Annotated in this window: 17 protein-coding genes and 1 rRNA gene; 10 read left to right on the top strand and 8 right to left on the bottom strand. The window is 70.3% G+C overall.

Features of this window, described 5'->3' with window-relative positions; all coding sequences use genetic code 11:
* Nucleotides 1-2 precede the first annotated feature (2 nt).
* Nucleotides 3-2234 carry a streptophobe family protein gene (locus AFM16_RS09440; protein WP_078636892.1) on the bottom strand — a complete coding sequence of 744 codons (2232 nt, stop codon included), beginning with the start codon at nt 2232-2234 and terminating at the stop codon, nt 3-5.
* Nucleotides 2235-2466: 232 nt separating this feature from the next.
* Here AFM16_RS09440 and AFM16_RS09435 point away from each other — a divergent pair, with 232 nt between their 5' ends.
* Entirely contained in the window at nt 2467-4977 is a 2511-nt protein-coding gene (locus tag AFM16_RS09435; RefSeq protein WP_078633030.1) for an ABC transporter ATP-binding protein/permease, read from the top strand.
* A 77-nt stretch (nt 4978-5054) separates the two neighbouring features.
* On the opposite strand, the gene AFM16_RS09430 is transcribed toward AFM16_RS09435, so the two are convergent.
* The 3 genes from AFM16_RS09430 to AFM16_RS09420 form a co-directional block, all read right to left on the bottom strand.
* Nucleotides 5055-5801, bottom strand: a complete 747-nt coding sequence (locus tag AFM16_RS09430; RefSeq protein WP_078633029.1) for a transglycosylase SLT domain-containing protein — start codon at nt 5799-5801, stop codon at nt 5055-5057.
* Nucleotides 5802-6129: 328 nt separating this feature from the next.
* Entirely contained in the window at nt 6130-7215 is a 1086-nt protein-coding gene (locus AFM16_RS09425; RefSeq protein WP_078636891.1) for an S-adenosylmethionine:tRNA ribosyltransferase-isomerase, read from the bottom strand.
* An 8-nt stretch (nt 7216-7223) separates the two neighbouring features.
* On the bottom strand, nt 7224-7922 hold the full coding sequence (locus AFM16_RS09420; protein WP_078633028.1) for an SDR family NAD(P)-dependent oxidoreductase: 699 nt from the start codon (nt 7920-7922) through the stop codon (nt 7224-7226).
* A gap of 238 nt (nt 7923-8160) precedes the next feature.
* Here AFM16_RS09420 and AFM16_RS09415 point away from each other — a divergent pair, with 238 nt between their 5' ends.
* From AFM16_RS09415 to AFM16_RS09400, 4 genes are all read left to right on the top strand, one after another.
* Complete coding sequence (locus AFM16_RS09415) at nt 8161-9306, top strand: GAF domain-containing sensor histidine kinase (RefSeq protein WP_030790936.1); 1146 nt, start codon at nt 8161-8163, stop codon at nt 9304-9306.
* A complete protein-coding gene (locus AFM16_RS09410) occupies nt 9299-9940 on the top strand; it encodes a response regulator (RefSeq protein ID WP_030790933.1) in 642 nt (213 codons plus the stop codon). The genes AFM16_RS09415 and AFM16_RS09410 overlap by 8 nt, the downstream gene beginning before the upstream one ends.
* Before the next feature lie 171 nt (nt 9941-10111).
* Entirely contained in the window at nt 10112-10357 is a 246-nt protein-coding gene (gene chpE / locus AFM16_RS09405; protein ID WP_030790930.1) for a chaplin ChpE, read from the top strand.
* Nucleotides 10358-10534: 177 nt separating this feature from the next.
* Nucleotides 10535-10774: a chaplin gene (locus AFM16_RS09400; RefSeq protein ID WP_030790928.1), complete on the top strand. Its 240-nt coding sequence runs from the start codon at nt 10535-10537 to the stop codon at nt 10772-10774.
* Nucleotides 10775-10856: 82 nt separating this feature from the next.
* Here AFM16_RS09400 and AFM16_RS09395 read toward each other — a convergent pair whose 3' ends face one another.
* A complete protein-coding gene (locus tag AFM16_RS09395; protein WP_078633027.1) occupies nt 10857-11645 on the bottom strand; it encodes an Rv1486c family protein in 789 nt (262 codons plus the stop codon).
* A 153-nt stretch (nt 11646-11798) separates the two neighbouring features.
* Here AFM16_RS09395 and AFM16_RS09390 point away from each other — a divergent pair, with 153 nt between their 5' ends.
* From AFM16_RS09390 to AFM16_RS09380, 3 genes are all read left to right on the top strand, one after another.
* Entirely contained in the window at nt 11799-12596 is a 798-nt protein-coding gene (locus AFM16_RS09390; RefSeq protein ID WP_078633026.1) for an ABC transporter ATP-binding protein, read from the top strand.
* Nucleotides 12597-12669: 73 nt separating this feature from the next.
* Nucleotides 12670-13101: an NfeD family protein gene (locus tag AFM16_RS09385; RefSeq protein WP_078633025.1), complete on the top strand. Its 432-nt coding sequence runs from the start codon at nt 12670-12672 to the stop codon at nt 13099-13101.
* A 127-nt stretch (nt 13102-13228) separates the two neighbouring features.
* Nucleotides 13229-14185: an SPFH domain-containing protein gene (locus tag AFM16_RS09380; protein WP_078633024.1), complete on the top strand. Its 957-nt coding sequence runs from the start codon at nt 13229-13231 to the stop codon at nt 14183-14185.
* Nucleotides 14186-14250: 65 nt separating this feature from the next.
* Here the strand turns inward: AFM16_RS09380 and AFM16_RS09375 are convergent, their stop codons facing one another.
* The 3 genes from AFM16_RS09375 to AFM16_RS09365 all read right to left on the bottom strand — a co-directional run bounded on the left by AFM16_RS09375 (nt 14251) and on the right by AFM16_RS09365 (nt 16278).
* Nucleotides 14251-14757, bottom strand: a complete 507-nt coding sequence (locus AFM16_RS09375; protein ID WP_030790917.1) for an HNH endonuclease — start codon at nt 14755-14757, stop codon at nt 14251-14253.
* 154 nt (nt 14758-14911) lie between these two features.
* A complete protein-coding gene (locus AFM16_RS09370; protein ID WP_030790912.1) occupies nt 14912-15451 on the bottom strand; it encodes a YbhB/YbcL family Raf kinase inhibitor-like protein in 540 nt (179 codons plus the stop codon).
* Nucleotides 15452-15495: 44 nt separating this feature from the next.
* Nucleotides 15496-16278 (bottom strand): sporulation protein, encoded by a 783-nt coding sequence (locus tag AFM16_RS09365; protein WP_030790909.1) that lies wholly within the window; start codon nt 16276-16278, stop codon nt 15496-15498.
* Between the two features lie 150 nt (nt 16279-16428).
* On the opposite strand from AFM16_RS09365, the gene AFM16_RS09360 reads away from it, so the two are divergent.
* Both AFM16_RS09360 and AFM16_RS09350 read left to right on the top strand, forming a co-directional pair.
* Nucleotides 16429-17070 (top strand): DNA-3-methyladenine glycosylase, encoded by a 642-nt coding sequence (locus AFM16_RS09360; protein ID WP_030790906.1) that lies wholly within the window; start codon nt 16429-16431, stop codon nt 17068-17070.
* Nucleotides 17071-17611: 541 nt separating this feature from the next.
* Nucleotides 17612-19137 (top strand): 16S ribosomal RNA (locus AFM16_RS09350).
* The last annotated feature ends 74 nt before the right edge of the window (nt 19138-19211 follow it).

Raw genomic sequence — 19211 nt, 5'->3', positions numbered from 1 at the left:
CCTCACCGAGCCCTCTTCGGCCCCTCCGCCCCCGGCGGCGTCGTCCCCGGCGGAAGCCCGACGGTCGGATCGTCGCCCGCCCCCCACACCCCCTCCCCGGGCCGAGCATCCTCCGGCTCCGGCTCCCCCTCCGGCACGGCGTCCCGCACATCGTCCGGCAACCGCAGATAGGGATTGGTCTCAGGATTGGGCGCCCGATAGGAGACATTCGGCGAGTAGGGCCCGACCTCGACACCCGCGCCCGCTCCGGGTCCCGCGCCCGCTCCGGCTCCGCCGCCCACACCCGCCCCGGCCCCAGTGCTGTTGCCGACCTCGGAACCGGCCCCGGAGCCCGCCCCGCTCCCGGCGCCCGCGTCCACCCCAGTCCCAGCCGCGGATCCGTCACCCCCGCCCGACCTGCGCCCTGCGCCGGGGCTGACCGGCCCGCCCGCACCAGCACCGGGCCGGGCTCCTTGCCCGGGACCCGCACCGACACCCGCTCCCGGCTCAGACCTGTGGCCCGCCTCGGGCCCAGCCCCTGGCCCCGCGCCCGCCCCGGATCCAGCACCCGCCCCCGACCTGCGCCCAGCCCCAGGCCCGGCCTGCCCGCCCGCTCCAAGTCCGGTCCCCGCCCCAGATCCCGCACCCCACCCCGATCCCGCTCCTGCCCCCGCGCCCGCAGGCCCCCCGAGGTCCACGCCACCGCCGCCCCGCAAGTCACCCAGTGCCAACCCCGCCGCCCATCGCCCCGCCGCCCCCGTTGCATGCGCCAGCACCGCACCCAGCGCCCCCGCTCCCGCGCCCCATGTCGCGCCGAGAAGGACCGCCATGCCGGCGTTTCCGTGCAGGCTGATCCCGGCGCCGAACGCGTCGAAGCCGAGGACGGACAGGGAGGCGTCCGCCGACACCGCCGCGAGCCACCCCAGCAGGGGCAGGGCCACCGCGGTCACGATGCCCAGCCGCAACGCACACCGCCCCACGAACCCACCGACACCGGCCGTGCCCCCTACGAACCCACCGGCATCGATGCCACCCCCCGCGCCCCGACCGACACCGCCCGCGCTCCCCACGAACCCGTCGGCCCCGGCCCCGGCCCCGCCGCCCGTGAACCCACCGGCACCCGCCTGCCCACCCCCCACCGGCGTCCGCGCCGCGGTCAGTACCCCCGCCAGGAGCATCAGCACGGCCGTGGCCACGGACAGAAGCCACACCCGGCCGTCCAGTTCGGCCAGTCGTCCCACCGTCACCGAGCGGTCCCCGCCCGAGCCGAGCAGGTCGTCCAGCGGGGCCGGGAGGACCTGGGTGAGGAGGCCCGTGGCGCGGCCGTCCCAGGGCACGAACAGGCCGATCGAGAGCCCCAGCCACACCCCATTCGGCGCGCCGAGCAGCGCCGCTCCCGCGATCCGCCGCGGATGGGCGTCGCCGATCGCCGCGTACGCCGCGGCCGCGAGCCCGGCCGCCACGGCCACCAGCACCACCGTGACCAGGGCCGACACCGCCGGCCGTACCACCCGGTGCACCGGTTCCCAGCCGCGCGGCAGCGGGGTGCGGCGCGAGGCCAGCAGGGCGATCAGCAGGATCCCGGCGGACCAGAAGAACCCCCCGAGCAGCGTCGGCACGGTGTCGACCGTGAACCCGACCGCCGCCTTCGTGTCGATCAGATCGCCGATCCGGTCGGGGAGCAGCCCCCCGATGTCACCGATGTCGCCGAGCCCCGGTATCTCCAGCCCGCCGCCGCTCCCGCCCGCCCCGGGCATGTCGTCCAGCCCCAGCGCACCCCCGTCCAGCGTGACGACGTCGTGCCCCGCCCAGGCCAGCCCGCCCAGCATCGCCACGAACAGCGCCACCACCGTGCCCGCGCGGGCGAGCAGTTCGGCCGGCGCGACCACGACTCCGGCCGTGCGCAAGGACCGTAGGAAGAACCACGACAGCAACAGCGCCCCGACCAGGCTCACCCCCAGTGGCGTGATCTCGATGGCCGTGTTCGCCTCGGCGCCGCCCAGTCCGAACGCCGAGACATCGCCCGAGGGCGTGACCGAACCGCCCGCCCCGAGGGCCACGACGGCCGCCGTCATCGGCCCCAACGACGCCGAGGCGTCCGCCTCCAGCAGATGCAGACCGAGCGCCGCCGTCCCGGCCATCCCGATCAGGGCCCAGCTCACCGCGGCGATCGCGGACAGCAGGACGTCCAGCCACGGCACGCGCGTGCCGTGCGCCGCGCCCTTGTCGTCGTACGCCCCTGTGCCGGCACTCATGCAGACCCCCCGATCCACGCGTGCGGCGCGCGCGTCGCCGCTTCCGTCCCCCTCGCGTGCCTTTACCACTCTCCGGGCCGTTTTCAACCCCGTCAACGGGCCCGGCCGATGAGCCGGAGCACGCATTTCACAAGGCCCGACTTTCGGTCAGGGGGCCGCGCCTGAAATAGTTCCCGACGATGTTCGCCATCCCTAGACTCCCTGTGATGGGGGTAACTCGGGGGACTACTCAGTGGGGCATGGAGTGCCGGAACTCGTACTGGAATTGAACGGACGTACCTGGACGCTCGATCCGTCCAGGCCATACACCCTCGGACGCGATCCGCAGGGGGACCTCGTGTTCGAGGACGCCAGGGTCTCCTGGCGCCACGCCACGGTCAGCTTCGACGGCCGCAGTTGGGTCGTCGAGGACCACGGCAGCACCAACGGCACGTTCGTGCGGGGCGGCCGGATCCAGCGGCTGGAGATCGGCCCCGGCACGGCGCTGCACCTGGGCAACGCCACCGACGGCCCGCGGGTCAACGTGTCGGCGGCGCAGGCGCCGGTCGCGCAGCCGCAGCAGCAGCCGTACGCCGCGCAGGGCGCGAACCAGGCGTGGGGCCCGCCGCAGGCCGCGAACCCGCCGCAGCCCGGCTGGCAGCAGCCGCAGGCCGCCGCGCCGCAGATCCCGCAGCAGGGTCAGGGCCCCGGCGTCGGCGCGGGGGCGCCGCCGGTCTACGGCGACCGCAGCCCCACCACGTTCCACCAGTTCTCGCTGGGCCGGGTGATGCGCATCGGCCGTGCGCTGGAGAACGACCTGGTCGTCTCCGACCTCCAGGTCTCCCGCAACCACGCCGAGTTCCACTCGACGCCCGACGGCCGCATGGAGATCCGCGACCTCGGCTCGCACAACGGCACGTACGTCAACGGCCAGCCGATCGCCAAGGGCGGCACCCAGCTCCTCGGCCCCACCGACATCGTCGGCGTCGGTCACTCGACGTTCCGGATCGTCGGCGACCGGCTGGAGGAGTTCGTCGACACCGGTGAGGTGTCCTTCTCCGCCCGCCATCTGACCGTCACGGTCGACGGCGGCAAGCAGATCCTGAAGGACGTCTCCTTCGGGGTCCCCGAGAAGTCGCTGATCGCGGTCATCGGACCGTCCGGTTCCGGCAAGTCGACGCTGCTCAAGGCACTGACGGGCTACCGTCCCGCCAACCAGGGCGACGTCCTCTACGACAACCGCAACCTGTACAAGCAGTTCGCCGAGCTGCGCCAGCGCATCGGTCTGGTCCCGCAGGACGACATCCTGCACAAGGAACTGACCGTCAACAAGGCGCTCAAGTACGCGGCCAAGCTCCGCTTCCCGGCCGACACCACGGCCGCCGAGCGCGACGCCCGGATCGACGAGGTGCTGCGCGAACTCAAGCTGGACATCCACCGGGGCAAGAAGGTCACCTCGCTCTCCGGCGGCCAGCGCAAGCGCGTCTCGGTGGCGCTGGAGCTGCTCACCAAGCCGTCGCTGATCTTCCTGGACGAGCCGACCTCGGGCCTCGACCCGGGCATGGACCGCGATGTCATGCAGTTGCTGCGCGGCCTCGCCGACGACGGCCGTACGGTCCTCGTCGTCACCCACTCCGTCGCCGAACTCGCCATCTGCGACAAGCTGCTGGTGATGGCGCCGGGCGGGGCGGTCGCCTACTTCGGTCCGCCGGAGGAGGCGCTGAACTTCTTCGGCTACGACACCTGGGCCGATGTGTTCTCCGCCTTCGAGAACTACCGCGACTACGACTGGGCGGGCCGCTGGAAGGGTTCGCAGCACTACCAGATGTACGCCGCGGACATCGACGCCATCGCGCCGCAGTCCGTACAGATGCCGCCGATGCAGGCGATGAGACCGCCCAAGCCGCAGGGCTGGATGTCGCAGTTCGTCACGCTGGTGCGCCGCTACACGTCGGTGATCGCGTCGGACAAGGGCTTCCTCGCCCTGTCGGTGATCCTTCCGGTCGTGCTCGGCTCGGTGAGCCTGCTGATCGACTCCGGCAACGACCTGCTGCCCAACCCGGTCAATCCGAAGACCGGCCGGATCATCCCGAACGGCACGGCCACCACCGTCCTGCTGATCCTCGCGGTCGGCGCCTGCTTCGCGGGCGCGGCGAACTCCGTCCGTGAGCTGATCAAGGAACGGGTCATCTACGAGCGGGAGCGCGCCACCGGTCTGTCGCGCTCGGCGTATCTGATGTCCAAGGTGTTCGTGCTCGGTCTGGTCACCCTGTTCCAGGGGCTGCTGGTCGGTGTCATCGGCTTCTCCAGCCGGGAGATCCCGGCGGAGGGCCTGGTCCTCAAGAGCGCGCCGCTGATCGAGCTGTGCCTGCCGATCATGGCGCTCGGCTTCACCTCGATGATGTTCGGCCTGATCATCTCCTCGCTGGTGAAGACGGCCGAGAAGACCATGCCGCTGCTGGTGATGTTCGCGATCATCCAGGTGGTGTTCACGGGCTGCCTGTTCGCCCTGAACGGTTCGATCGGCGTCAACCAGTTCTCGTACCTGATGCCGTCGCGCTGGGCCGTCGCGGCCGCCGGTACGACGCTGGACTTCAACAGGATCAGCCCGCCGGCGGACGGCGGCGACAACGACCCGCTGTGGGAGCACACCGTCGGTGCCTGGGGCATGGACATGTTCGCCCTGATCGTCCTCGGTGTGATCTGCGGCTTCTTCGTGGCCCGCTTCCTGCGCCGCCACGAGCCCGAGGTCATGCGCAAGTAGCCGGTTCCCGGTCCCGTACGACGCCGAAGGGCGGCACCCCGACCACGGGGTGCCGCCCTTCGGCGTGTGCGGGCGCGTCAGTACGCGCTGTTGACGTTGTCGATCGAGCCGTACCGGTGGGCGGCGTAGTTGGCCGCGGCGGTGATGTTGGCGACCGGGTCGTAGATGTTCCAGGAGGTGCCGGGCACGTGGTACGCGTTGAACGTCGGCTGGATCACCTGGAGCAGGCCCTTGGAGGGCACGCCGTTGATGGCGTTGATGTCCCAGTTGTTGATGGCGTTCGGGTTGCCCGAGGACTCGCGCATGATGTTCTTGTGCAGCCCGTGGTAGGAGCCCGGGATGTTCTTGGCGTCCATGATCGCCAGGGCCTGGCGGATCCAGCCGTCCAGGTTGTTGGCGTAGGTCTTGACGGCGACCTGGCGGACGGCGACGCGGTGCGTGGAGCGGCTCGCGGCCTCCTTGGCGCTGCGCTCGGCGGCGGCCTTCTTGACGGCGGCCCGGATCGCGGCCTTCTTCGCGGCCGCCTTCTTCTTCGCGACGGCGGCGTCGGCGGCCCGTGCGGCCGCCTTCTTCTTGGCCACCGCGGCGGCGGCGGCCTTCTTCTTGGCGTCGATGGCGTCGACCTTGACGCTGGCGCCGGCGAGCTGGTCGGTCACGCTGGCCTTGACGTCACGGACGGGCTCGGAGCTGTAGGCCACGCGGGCCGAGGGGGCGGCGTCCGTCGTGGTCGTCTGCGCGTCGGCCGGCACCACGGAGAAGGCCACGGCGGCGGCGCCGAGGGTGGCGACGCCGGCGATCGCGATCTTCTGAGTGTTCTTGGGCATGGCGGAAGGACCTCTTCGAATAGCGCGGAGGTCGCTCTCTTCGTCCGACTGCGGACAGCGGGTGCTTGAGGCACGAGCGCCGCGGGGGTGAACCCGCGGTGCTGAGCGACGAGAGCAATTCTTAGCGGCCGCAAAATGCCCAGGCAAAGATATGATCCACTATCGCCCATAGTGGATCAGGGAAGGGCAAAACGGGACAGACCATGCCGTCTGTCCCGTTCATTGAGGATGCCTTTACCTCCTATGTCCCTTCGTAGGTGATGTAAGCCCTATGCGCGGGCTCACACCGGCCCACCCCCGCTCTCACTCATGGTTGCCAGAGCAACTCTCAGCGTGAGCGTTCCTCCGCCGGCAGGAGGAGATGCGCGTCCCCGAACTCGTGCCACAGATAGCGCCCCCGCAGCGCCTCCTCGTACCCCCGGTCGATCGCCGCCCGCCCCGCCACCGCCTCCAGCATCAGCAGATGCGACGCCTGCGGCTCGTGCAGCCCGGTCAGCAGCCCGTCCACCACCCGCACCCCGCGCTCCGGCGTCACCACGAGATCCGTCCACCCCGCACGCGCGCGTACGACCCCGTCCGCGCCGGCCGCCGACTCCACCGCCCGCACCGCCGTCGTCCCCACCGCGATCACCCGCCCCCGCCCGGCCCGCGTCGCCTCGATCAGCCGGGCCGACGCCTCCGGCACCGCGAACCGCTCCGGATACGGCGGCTCGTGCGCCTCCGCCGAGGCCACCCCGGTGTGCAGGACCACGGGCGCGAACCGCACCCCCCGGCTCACCAGCTCCGCCACCAGCCCCGCCGTGAACGGCCGCGCCGCGCTCGGCATCTCCGCACTGCCCGCCCCGTCCGCCGACGGCAGCGCGAACACCGTCCGGTACGCCGACAGCGGCTGGTCCCGCTCGGTGTACGCGTACCGGATCGGCCGCCCGTGCTCCCGCAGCAGCTCCGGCACCTCCCCGCCCGACACCCGCGCCCACCACAGCCGCCCGCTGCCCGGACTCAGCGCCTCCGCCGGCACCAGCCGCACACCCCCGGGCAGCCGCACCCGCGCCCCCGCCGGACCACCGGCCCGCGCGCGGGTGGTGCCCTTCCCGTCCGGGTCCCGCAGCTCGACCGCCCACCGGCCGTCGTCCCCGCGCGTGGAGAAGTGCACCACCACGCGCGCGTGCCCGATCCACCCGTCCACCGCCGCCGCCAGCGTCATGGAGGTGTTCACCACCAGTACGTCCCCGGCCCGCAGCAGCTCCGGCAGCTCCCGGAACCCGCGATGCGCCACCTCCGTCCCCCACGACACCAGCAGCCGTACGTCGTCCCGGCCCCGCCCCGGCCCGCGCTGCTCGGCCGGCACCCGCGCCGACAGCTCCTCCGGCACACTCCCCCACGCTCGAACAGGCTCGCGCGGGGGGACCCCCATCGCCAGCGTCACCGCAGGCCCTCCAGCAGCGCCGGGGCCGCGTACCGCCCGCTCGCCGGCCGCTCGTCCAGCAACCGCAGGAACCCCGGCACCACCGAGCCCGGCGCCGGCCGCTCCCCGTCGTCGTCCGGTACGGCCGCCGCGTACAGGTCCGTCGCCATGTCCCCGGGGTCCACCGCCCACACCCGCAGCCCCGGCTCCTCCACCCCCAGCACCGCCGCGAGCTGGTCCAGCGCCGCCTTCGAGGCGCCGTAGCCGCCCCACGTCCCGTACGCCTCAGCCGCCGCGTCCGAACTGACCGTGACCACCGCCCCGGCCGGCGCCGCCCGCAGCAGCGGCAGCGCCTCCTGCACCAGGCCCAGCGCCGCCACCACGTTCACCTCCAGCGCCCGCCGCAGCCCCTCCAGCGGCAGCGCCTCCAGGCGCACCAGCGGCTCGGCGCCCAGCGCGCTCGCGTTGCTCACCACCAGATCGCAGCCCCCGAGCCCCCGGGCCGCCGCCACCAGCGCCGCCCGGTGCGCCGCGTCCGTGACGTTCCCCGCGACCGCCCGGACCACGCCCCCCTGCCCCGCGACCGCGTCCGCCGCCTCCTTCAGCGCGCCCTCCGTCCTGGCGTCCAGCACCAGATCCCAGCCCCGCCCGGCCAGCGCCTCGGCCAGCGCCCGCCCGAGCCCCTTCGACGCCCCCGTGATGATCGCTACCGGCATGACAACCGTCCCCTCGTCCGACCGCCCGTGTCGGCGGTGACCCCAACCTAGGAACCGGCCCACCGCGACCGCCTCGGACGCGGGACCGGGCCCGCCGGGGCCCTTCGACGTACGCCCCGGCACCCGGACCAGCGCCCTACACCGCCGTACCGAGGACCTCCGGCCTAGGACCGCGGCCCCACTCCCGGCCGCCATCGGCCCGATCCGCGCTGTCGGACCCCGCCGGTACCGTGAGGACATGAGCCACCGTCCCCGGTCCGGCCTCGCCGCGGTCAGCGCCGCGCTGCTGGCCATGAGCAGGCATCTGGAGGTGCGCGACGTCCTGAAGACGATCGTCGCCTCCGCCCGCGAGCTGCTCGACGCCCAGTACGCCGCGCTCGGCGTCCCGGACGACCACGGAGGCTTCGCCCAGTTCGTCGTCGACGGCGTCAGCGACCAGCAGTGGAAGGCCATCGGCCCGCTGCCCCGCCAGCACGGCATCCTCGCCGCGATGCTCCACCAGGCCCGCCCCGAACGCCTCGCCGACGTCCGCAAGGACCCCCGCTTCGAGGGCTGGCCCGCCGCGCACCCCGAGATGTCCGACTTCCTCGGCCTGCCCATCCGCGACGGCGACGAGATCCTCGGCGCCCTCTTCCTGGCCAACAAGAACTGCCCCAAGCCGGAAGGAAGCTGCGGCTTCACCGAGGACGACGAGGAACTCCTCGCCACCCTCGCCCAGCACGCCGCGATCGCCCTGACCAACGCCCGCCTCTACGAGCGCAGCCGCGAACTCACCATCGCCGAGGAGCGCTCCCGGCTCGCCCACGAACTCCACGACGCCGTCGCCCAGAAGCTGTTCTCGCTGCGCCTGACCGCCCAGGCCGCCGCCGCCCTGGTCGACCGCGACCCCTCCCGCGCCAAGGGCGAGCTCCAGCAGGTCGCCGCGCTCGCCGCCGAGGCCGCCGACGAACTGCGCGCCGCCGTCGTGGAACTGCGCCCCGCCGCCCTCGACGAGGACGGCCTCGTCGCCACCCTGCGCACCCAGATCCAGGTCCTCGACCGCGCCCACACCGCGCGCGTGACGTTCACCAGCCGCGGCGTCCGCGCCCTGCCCGCCGCCCAGGAGGAGGCCCTGCTGCGCGTCGCCCAGGAGGCCCTGCACAACGCGCTGCGCCACTCCGGCGCCGCCCATGTCGACGTCACCCTCCACAAGCGCGGCACGGCCACGGTCCTGCGCGTCACCGACGACGGCGGCGGCTTCGAACCCGCCGCCACCCGCCGGGCCGGCCGCCACCTCGGCCTGGTGTCGATGCGGGACCGCGCCGGCGGCGTCGGCGGCACGCTCACGGTGGAATCGGCGCCCGGCAAGGGCACCACGATCGAGATGGAGGCCCCCGGTGGCTGACGCAATCAAGGTGCTCCTCGTGGACGACCACCAGGTCGTCCGCCGCGGCCTGCGCACCTTCCTGGAGGTCCAGGACGACATCGAGGTGGTCGGTGAGGCCGCCGACGGTGCCGAGGGCGTCGAGCGCGCCGAGGAACTACGGCCCGACGTCGTCCTGATGGACGTCAAGATGCCCGGCATGGACGGCGTCGAGGCCCTGCGCAAGCTCCGTGAACTGGCGAACCCCGCGCGCGTGCTGATCGTCACCAGCTTCACCGAGCAGCGCACCGTGGTCCCGGCCCTGCGAGCGGGCGCCGCCGGATACGTCTACAAGGACGTGGACCCCGACGCCCTCGCCGGCGCCATCCGCTCCGTCCACGCCGGACACATCCTGCTCCAGCCCGAGGTGGCCGGCGCCCTCCTCTCCCAGGAGGAGACCGGCACCGGCCAGGGCCGCGGCGGCTCCCTCACCGAACGCGAGCGCGAGGTGCTCGGCCTGATCGCGGACGGCCGCTCCAACCGCGAGATCGCCCGCGCCCTCGTCCTCTCCGAGAAGACCGTCAAGACCCACGTCTCGAACATCCTGATGAAGCTCGACCTCTCCGACCGCACCCAGGCCGCCCTGTGGGCCGTCCGGCACGGCGTGACCGGCTGAAACGCGCCCCGCGCGACGCGTCCCGCACGGCAGTACGGAGGGTTCCGCTCCGGACTGAGATTCATACCGTCGTGGGAATGTCCCTCGAATGGCGCAACCTCCGTGAGGCCCGCCCGTTCTCCAGTGCGTGCCGCGGCGACTGCCGCGGTCATCGCTAGGAGGACTCGAGAAGTGAAGAACCTGAAGAAGGCGGCGGCCGTGACGATGGTGGCCGGCGGTCTGATGGCCGCGAGCGCCGGCATGGCCTCCGCCACCGACGGTGCCGGGGCCCACGGCCAGGCCAAGGGCTCGCCGGGCGTCGTCTCGGGCAACGTCGTCCAGGCCCCCGTGCACATCCCGGTCAACGCCGTCGGCAACACCGTCAACGTGATCGGTCTGCTGAACCCGGCCTTCGGCAACCTCGGCCTCAACCACTGACAGGGCGACCGCCCCGTCAGTCACCCCATCACGTCATCGCACTGTCGCTCTGTCGCTTCAATGATCCGAACGGGCTGTTCTGCGGTACCGCCCCGCACCGTTCCCGAGCGACGACGCGTTGATCAGCGCACGACCCGCGGCCGGGTCGGACACGCACACGCAGGAGGAACACTTCCCATGAACATCGCCAAGAAGGCTGCCGTGGCCCTCACCGTCGCCGGCATCGCCGCCGGCGCTTCGGCCGGCGCCGCTGTCGCCGACTCGGGTGCCGAGGGTGCGGCCGTGAAGTCGCCGGGCGTCGCCTCGGGCAACCTGATCCAGGCCCCCGTCCACGTCCCCGTCAACGTCGTCGGCAACAGCGTCAACGTGATCGGCCTGCTGAACCCGGCGTTCGGCAACACCGGCGTGAACGACTGACGTCGACACCACGCTCGACACCACGAAGGGGCCCCGCGTCAGCACGACGTGGGGCCCCTTCGCACGCACGGCGAGCCGTCCGTCACCCCCGGCCCCGCTCCCGCTCCTCCACATACGCGTTGTACGCCGCCACCTGCGCCCGCCGGGCCGTCCGCTCCACCGGCCGCAACGCCTCCGCACGCGCCGCCATCTCCCCGGAGCTGACCGCGGCCCCGTGCCCGCTCTCCCGCGCCAGCGCCACCAGCAGCCCCACCCGCCGCGCCAGCTCCAGGACCCGCACCGCGCGCGGCGGATACCCCGGCGCCAGCACCTCCCCGTCCCGCTCGGCCCGCGCCCGGTACGCGTCGATCGCCGCCTCCGCCACCGGCCCCGACCCGGCCACGTCCAGCCGCGCCAGCACCGCCGTCGCCTCCCGCAGCGCCTCCGCCAGCTCCCGCTCGGCCTCACCCAGCGACGGCACATCGGCCGGCGGAGCCTCCCGCACCGGCAGACAGTGCCACACCACCTCGACATGCACATCACCGTCGGGCCCGGCCTCGGACACCTCCGGCACCAGCCCCAGCGCCGCCCCGTGACAGACCACCGCCTCCCCGGCCTCCAGCGCCCGCGCGTTGAACTCCGGCGGACCGCTCAGCCCCAGCGGATGCCCCGGCGCCGGCAGCGCCACCCGCAGACCGGCCACCCCGAGCGCCCGCAGCCGCCCGAGCGCCAGCGTCAGCCCGACCGCCGCCGACTCGCCGGGCAGCCCCCGCACCCGGTGCACGGCGTCCTCACCCACGACGGCGAGAACGGCGTCGTCCGGCGAGACAAGTCCGGCCAACAGGGCATTTCCCCAAGCGGCGAGGCGACCAGAGCGCGATTCGGAGAGCATGGCACCACCCTAAGGACCGGACCGATGGAACGGCCCACCCGGCCGGTGGCGTAGATTTTCCCGAGGGGCCGCGCCACCCGAGCGCGGCGGGCCGAGCCACCGGCGCCCGCGCCACCCGAGACCGGCCACACTGCAAGGGGAGACAACGCGCCAATGAGCGATGTGCTGGAGCTTCAGGACGTAACCGTGGTCCGCGACGGCCGGGCTCTGGTGGACCAGGTCTCCTGGTCGGTCAAGGAGGGCGAGCGCTGGGTCATCCTCGGCCCCAACGGCGCCGGCAAGACGACCCTCCTGAACATCGCCTCCACCTACCTCTACCCCAGCTCCGGCACCGTCACCGTCCTGGAGGAGACCCTCGGCCGCCCCGGCACCGACGTCTTCGAGCTGCGCCCCCGCATCGGCATGGCCGGCATCGCCCTCGCCGACAAGCTCCCCAAGCGCCAGACCGTCCTCCAGACCGTCCTCACGGCCGCCTACGGCATGACCGCCGCCTGGCAGGAGGAGTACGAGGACATCGACGAGCAGCGCGCCCGCGCCTTCCTCGACCGCCTCGGCATGAGCGAGTACCTCGACCGCAAGTTCGGCACCCTCTCCGAGGGCGAGCGCAAGCGCACCCTGATCGCCCGCGCCCTGATGACCGACCCCGAACTGCTCCTCCTCGACGAGCCCGCCGCCGGCCTCGACCTCGGCGGCCGCGAGGACCTCGTACGCCGGCTCGGACGCCTCGCCCGCGACCCGATCGCCCCCTCCATGATCATGGTCACCCACCATGTCGAGGAGATCGCCCCCGGCTTCACCCACGTCCTGATGATCCGCCAGGGCAAGGTCCTCGCCGCCGGCCCCGTCGAACTGGAACTCACCTCCCGCAACCTCTCCCGCTGCTTCGGCCTCCCGCTCGTCGTGGAACAGGTCGGCGAACGCTGGACGGCCCAGGGCCTCCCCCTGTCCTGACCGCGGTCCGCCGCCCCGGCCACTGCGCATCGCACCCTGTCGGCGGCACCGCACTCCGACCTACCATGACCGTGTGAACGACATCGACGCATGGGTGTGGTGGCTCGTCGGCGCGGCAGCGCTCGGAATCCCGCTCGTGGTGACCGCGATGCCGGAATTCGGCATGTTCGCGGTCGGCGCGGTGGCCGGCGCGATCGTGGCCGGCCTCGGCTTCGGAGCCGTGGCCCAGGTTCTCGTCTTCATCGTCGTCTCGGTCGCCCTGATCGCCGTCGTACGGCCCATCGCGGCCCGCCACAGCGCACAGCGCCCCCAACTCGCCACCGGAGTGGACGCGTTGAGAGGGAAGCAGGCCGTCGTGCTGGAACGCGTCGACGGCTCGGGCGGCCGTATCAAGCTCGCCGGGGAGATCTGGTCGGCCCGGGCACTCGACTCCGACCGCACGTACGAGGTCGGTCAGGCCGTCGACGTCGTGGAGATCGAGGGGGCCACGGCGATCGTCATCTGACCTCGCACAACTCCCGTACCGCGCAAGTGAACGGAACACCTCCCGAGGTGTGCGACGGTCTGTCAGACTCGACCGGAAAGATCGTTCGGCAGCCGAAGAAGCAGGAAAGAAGGGGACGGGGCGCACGATGGAACCAGTCATCATCGTCTTGATCATTCTGGTGGTGTTGGTCTTCATCGCCCTGATCAAGACGATCCAGGTCATCCCACAGGCCAGCGCCGCCATCGTCGAGCGCTTCGGCCGCTACACGCGGACGCTCAACGCCGGCCTCAACATCGTCGTCCCGTTCATCGACACCATCCGCAACCGCATCGACCTGCGCGAACAGGTCGTCCCCTTCCCGCCGCAGCCGGTGATCACCCAGGACAACCTGGTCGTCAACATCGACACCGTCATCTACTACCAGGTGACCGACGCCCGCGCCGCCACCTACGAGGTCGCCAGCTACATCCAGGCCATCGAGCAGCTCACCGTCACCACCCTGCGCAACATCATCGGCGGCATGGACCTGGAGCGCACCCTCACCTCCCGCGAGGAGATCAACGCGGCCCTGCGCGGCGTCCTCGACGAGGCCACCGGCAAGTGGGGCATCCGCGTCAACCGCGTGGAACTGAAGGCGATCGAGCCCCCGACCTCCATCCAGGACTCGATGGAGAAGCAGATGCGCGCCGACCGTGACAAGCGCGCCGCCATCCTCACCGCCGAAGGCACCCGGCAGGCCGCCATCCTCACCGCCGAGGGCGAGAAGCAGTCCCAGATCCTGCGCGCCGAGGGCGAGGCCAAGGCGGCCGCACTGCGCGCCGAGGGCGAGGCCCAGGCCGTCCGTACGGTCTTCGAGGCCATCCACGCCGGCGACCCGGACCAGAAGCTGCTGTCCTACCAGTACCTCCAGATGCTCCCGAAGATCGCCGAGGGCGACGCCAACAAGCTCTGGATCGTCCCCAGCGAGATCGGCGACGCCCTCAAGGGCCTCTCCGGTGCCATGGGCAACTTCGGTGGCCTGGGCGGCAATTCGGGCTCCAACGCCCCGCGCGGCACCGAGGGGAAGATCCCGGAGCGCCGCGAGAAGCCCTCGATCGACTGACACCGCGTCCACACACGTGGGGCCCGCCTCCCGGCAGGAGGCGGGCCCCACGTCGTGTCACCGGCTCACGCCGCGTCCAGCGACAGCCACTCCGGCAGCGAGGCCAGGTCGTCCTGCCCCAGCGCCAACAGCATTGCGTCCTGCGGAGTCGGCTCGAACGGCTGCCGCAGCAACGGCATCCCCGCCTGCTCCGGAGTCCGGTCCGCCTTGCGGTGATTGTCCTCCGCGCACGAGGCCACCGTGTTCAGCCAGGAGTCCTGACCGCCGTGCGACCGCGGCACCACGTGGTCCACCGTGGTCGCCCGGCGCCCGCAGTACGCGCACCGGTGCCGGTCCCTGACCAGCACACCCCTGCGCGACCACGGCGCTTGTCTTCGGAACGGCACCCGTACGTATCTGCACAGCCTGATCACCCGGGGCGCCGGGATGTCCACATCGGCACCCCGCATACGCAGTTCGGGGTGGGCCTGCTCGACGACGGCCTTGTCCTGGAGCACCAGAACGACAGCTCGGTTCAACGTCACCGTAGACAGCGGCTCGAAGCTCGCGTTCAGGACCAACGTGTCACGCATCCAGCCCACCTCCCTCGCGCACCTGCCCGCCCCCCGGCGGACTCGGGTCAACTCTGGACGGGCGCGCCGAGATGGACAACGCAATAAAAAATGCCCGCCCCTGATCACTTCCATGACCAGGGGCGGGCAAACGTTCAATGAACGATGAGCTGACTCATCCCACCGCGGGATTCTCGTACTCACCGATCAACTGAGCGCGCGCGAGCGTGTGGAACCGCAGATTGAACCCCACCACGGCGGGCGAGGCGTCCGAGTCCGGACCGAGCTTCTCCTGGTCCACGGCGTACACCGTGAACACGTACCGGTGCGGTCCGTCCCCCGGCGGCGGCGCGGCCCCGCCGAAGTCCTTGCTGCCGTAGTCGTTGCGCGCCTGGACGGCACCCTCCGGCAGCCCCTCGGACTTCCCGCCGCCGGCACCGGCCGGCAGCTCGGTCACCGAGGCCGGGATGTCGAACAGCACCCAGTGCCAGAACCCGCTGCCCGTCGGGGCGTCGGGGTCGTAGCACGTCACGGCGAAGCTCTTCGTCCCGGCCGGGAAGCCCTCCCAGCGCAACTGCGGCGAGGTGTTTCCCTCCGCGTACACCTGAGCGTCCTTGAGCGTGCCACCCGCCTCGACGTCCTCGCTCGTCACCGTGAACGACGGCACGGGCGGATGGAAGTCATGGGGGAGCGGCCGCCGCTTGAGCTCGGTCACCTCGGTACCTCCTGAAGGCTCTTCGGGGGTGTGCGGTTCCGAGCCTAGAACCAGTTGCGCCTGCTGCCGACCTCGGACAGCCACTGGTTGAGGTACGCCGCCCAGTCGGTCCCCTGGTAGTCGTTCAGCCCCACCTGGAAGGAACGGAAGGTGTCGCTGCCCTCGCTGAACAGACCCGGCTTCTTGTCCATCTCCAGCACGACGTCCATCGTGTGCTCGTCGGCCACGAAGCTCAGCTCGACCTGGTTCAGACCGCGGTACTGCGACGGCGGGAAGAACTCGATCTCCTGGTAGAACGGCAGCTTCTGCCGCGTGCCGCGGATGTGACCGCGCTCCATGTCCGCGTTCTTGAAGCGGAAGCCGAGCTGGATGAACGCGTCCAGGATCGCCTTCTGCGCCGGCAGCGGGTGGACGTTGACCGGGTCCAGGTCGCCCGAGTCCACGGCCCGCGCGATCGCCAGCTCGGTGGACACACCGATGTGCATCCCGCGCAGCGGCTGGCCGTCGATCGTCGTGATCGGCGTCTCCCACGGGATCTCCAGCCCGAACGGCACCGCGTGCACGGCACCCGCCTGGAGCTCGAAGGCACCGCCCAGCCGCAGCTTGGTGAACTCGATGTCCTGCTTGTACTCCTGGTCGCCGCTCTCCACCTCGACCTTGGCCTGGAGCCCGACGGACAGACCCTCGATGTTCTGGGCCACGGACCCGCCCTGGATCCGCACCTCGCCCTGGACGACTCCGCCCGGAACGACGTTGACCTCCGTCAGTACCGTCTCGACCGAGGCCCCGCCGGCCCCCAGACTCGCGAGCAGCTTCTTGAACGCCATGACTCTCCCTCTACGACTACTACTGACGGGATCCCTTGATCCCTACAACGCGAATCCGGTCGTGGCCGGTTCCGCGTCCCTCACCCTGACAACCCGAGTGCCCGCTGACCACCCCGACGCACCAACGGGTCTCCACTAGGCTCCGACGGCATGTTCGCGACCTCCGACCGTACGCCCCTGCCCAGGGCCTTCTTCGACCGCCCTGTCCTGGAGGTGGCCCCCGACCTGCTCGGCCGCCTCCTGGTGCGCACCACCCCCGAGGGCCCGATCACCCTCCGCATCACGGAGGTGGAGGCGTACGACGGTCCGAACGACCCCGGCTCCCACGCCTATCGCGGTCGCACCCCCCGCAACGACGTGATGTTCGGTCCGCCCGGACATGTGTACGTCTATTTCACCTACGGCATGTGGCACTGCATGAACCTCGTCTGCGGTCCCGAGGGCAGGGCGAGCGCGGTGCTGCTCCGGGCCGGCGAGGTGATCGAGGGCGCGGATCTCGCGCGCAAACGTCGACTCTCGGCCCGTCATGACAGAGAACTGGCCAAAGGCCCGGCCCGCCTGGCCACCGCCCTGGGCGTCGACCGGGCCCTCGACGGCACGGACGCCTGCACCTCCGGCGACACCCCGCTGAAGATGCTGACCGGCAGCGCGGTCCCCTCCGACCAGGTACGTAACGGCCCGCGCACCGGGGTCTCCGGCGACGGCGCCGTCCACCCCTGGCGCTACTGGGTCGCCGACGACCCCACGGTGAGCCCCTACCGGGCCCATGTCCCCAGGCGCCGCCGAAGTTGACTCGCCCTTGGCAGGCGCGTAACGTAGCCCGAGCCGCTTGAACCGGGTACGGCATTCGCCAGCAGCCGGAAGCGGCCAACCCACTACCAACGAACACCCCTCAGCGAGGGTCAATTCGGCGTGCCTGCATGCCTGAATTCGAACTCGCAGTGACTCGATTATGAGTTGCCGAGGGAATCGGCTAACGTAGTGAATGTCGAAAGGGCGACGGGCGAAAGCCGGAAACCTTCAAGACAATCCCGCCGACCGGGAATCGGGCCGAGAAAAGGTCTGATAGAGTCGGAGACGCAAGACCGAAGGGAAACTGCCCGGAGGAAAGCCTGAGAGAGTCTCTTAGGTGAGTACAAAGGAAGCGTCCGTTCCTTGAGAACTCAACAGCGTGCCAAAAATCAACGCCAGATATGTTGATACCCCGTCCATGGCAGTGATAGCCGTGGATGAGGTTCCTTTGAAACAAAACACAGCGAGGACGCTGGATGCGAGGGGATCATTCCTCCTCTCGTTCCGCTCTCGTGCGTGTTGTCCCGATCACGGGAAAACATTCACGGAGAGTTTGATCCTGGCTCAGGACGAACGCTGGCGGCGTGCTTAACACATGCAAGTCGAACGATGAAGCCCTTCGGGGTGGATTAGTGGCGAACGGGTGAGTAACACGTGGGCAATCTGCCCTGCACTCTGGGACAAGCCCTGGAAACGGGGTCTAATACCGGATATCACTCTTGCAGGCATCTGTGAGGGTCGAAAGCTCCGGCGGTGCAGGATGAGCCCGCGGCCTATCAGCTTGTTGGTGAGGTAATGGCTCACCAAGGCGACGACGGGTAGCCGGCCTGAGAGGGCGACCGGCCACACTGGGACTGAGACACGGCCCAGACTCCTACGGGAGGCAGCAGTGGGGAATATTGCACAATGGGCGAAAGCCTGATGCAGCGACGCCGCGTGAGGGATGACGGCCTTCGGGTTGTAAACCTCTTTCAGCAGGGAAGAAGCGAAAGTGACGGTACCTGCAGAAGAAGCGCCGGCTAACTACGTGCCAGCAGCCGCGGTAATACGTAGGGCGCAAGCGTTGTCCGGAATTATTGGGCGTAAAGAGCTCGTAGGCGGCTTGTCACGTCGGGTGTGAAAGCCCGGGGCTTAACCCCGGGTCTGCATTCGATACGGGCTAGCTAGAGTGTGGTAGGGGAGATCGGAATTCCTGGTGTAGCGGTGAAATGCGCAGATATCAGGAGGAACACCGGTGGCGAAGGCGGATCTCTGGGCCATTACTGACGCTGAGGAGCGAAAGCGTGGGGAGCGAACAGGATTAGATACCCTGGTAGTCCACGCCGTAAACGGTGGGAACTAGGTGTTGGCGACATTCCACGTCGTCGGTGCCGCAGCTAACGCATTAAGTTCCCCGCCTGGGGAGTACGGCCGCAAGGCTAAAACTCAAAGGAATTGACGGGGGCCCGCACAAGCAGCGGAGCATGTGGCTTAATTCGACGCAACGCGAAGAACCTTACCAAGGCTTGACATACACCGGAAACGGCCAGAGATGGTCGCCCCCTTGTGGTCGGTGTACAGGTGGTGCATGGCTGTCGTCAGCTCGTGTCGTGAGATGTTGGGTTAAGTCCCGCAACGAGCGCAACCCTTGTTCTGTGTTGCCAGCATGTCCTTCGGGATGATGGGGACTCACAGGAGACCGCCGGGGTCAACTCGGAGGAAGGTGGGGACGACGTCAAGTCATCATGCCCCTTATGTCTTGGGCTGCACACGTGCTACAATGGCCGGTACAAAGAGCAGCGATACCGTGAGGTGGAGCGAATCTCAAAAAGCCGGTCTCAGTTCGGATTGGGGTCTGCAACTCGACCCCATGAAGTCGGAGTTGCTAGTAATCGCAGATCAGCATTGCTGCGGTGAATACGTTCCCGGGCCTTGTACACACCGCCCGTCACGTCACGAAAGTCGGTAACACCCGAAGCCGGTGGCCCAACCCCTTGTGGGAGGGAGCTGTCGAAGGTGGGACTGGCGATTGGGACGAAGTCGTAACAAGGTAGCCGTACCGGAAGGTGCGGCTGGATCACCTCCTTTCTAAGGAGCACAGTACCGATTGCAGGCAAATGTTCTGCACGGTCAGCTCATGGGTGGAACGTTGATTATTCGGT

The organism is Streptomyces antibioticus, assembly GCF_002019855.1.
Lineage (GTDB): Bacteria > Actinomycetota > Actinomycetes > Streptomycetales > Streptomycetaceae > Streptomyces > Streptomyces antibioticus_B.
Note: the sequence above shows the minus strand (reverse complement) of the source record. Positions and strands in the feature narration are given on the sequence as shown.

Coding starts and splice junctions, on each gene's coding strand:
- AFM16_RS09375 (WP_030790917.1), bottom strand. CDS start 14,757: ATGCGTGACACGTTGGTCCTGAACGCGAGCTTCGAGCCGCTGTCTACG.
- AFM16_RS09415 (WP_030790936.1), top strand. CDS start 8,161: ATGAGCCACCGTCCCCGGTCCGGCCTCGCCGCGGTCAGCGCCGCGCTG.
- AFM16_RS09430 (WP_078633029.1), bottom strand. CDS start 5,801: ATGCCCAAGAACACTCAGAAGATCGCGATCGCCGGCGTCGCCACCCTC.
- AFM16_RS09395 (WP_078633027.1), bottom strand. CDS start 11,645: ATGCTCTCCGAATCGCGCTCTGGTCGCCTCGCCGCTTGGGGAAATGCC.
- AFM16_RS09400 (WP_030790928.1), top strand. CDS start 10,535: ATGAACATCGCCAAGAAGGCTGCCGTGGCCCTCACCGTCGCCGGCATC.
- AFM16_RS09420 (WP_078633028.1), bottom strand. CDS start 7,922: ATGCCGGTAGCGATCATCACGGGGGCGTCGAAGGGGCTCGGGCGGGCG.
- AFM16_RS09440 (WP_078636892.1), bottom strand. CDS start 2,234: ATGAGTGCCGGCACAGGGGCGTACGACGACAAGGGCGCGGCGCACGGC.
- AFM16_RS09380 (WP_078633024.1), top strand. CDS start 13,229: ATGGAACCAGTCATCATCGTCTTGATCATTCTGGTGGTGTTGGTCTTC.
- AFM16_RS09360 (WP_030790906.1), top strand. CDS start 16,429: ATGTTCGCGACCTCCGACCGTACGCCCCTGCCCAGGGCCTTCTTCGAC.
- AFM16_RS09390 (WP_078633026.1), top strand. CDS start 11,799: ATGAGCGATGTGCTGGAGCTTCAGGACGTAACCGTGGTCCGCGACGGC.
- AFM16_RS09425 (WP_078636891.1), bottom strand. CDS start 7,215: ATGGGGGTCCCCCCGCGCGAGCCTGTTCGAGCGTGGGGGAGTGTGCCG.
- AFM16_RS09365 (WP_030790909.1), bottom strand. CDS start 16,278: ATGGCGTTCAAGAAGCTGCTCGCGAGTCTGGGGGCCGGCGGGGCCTCG.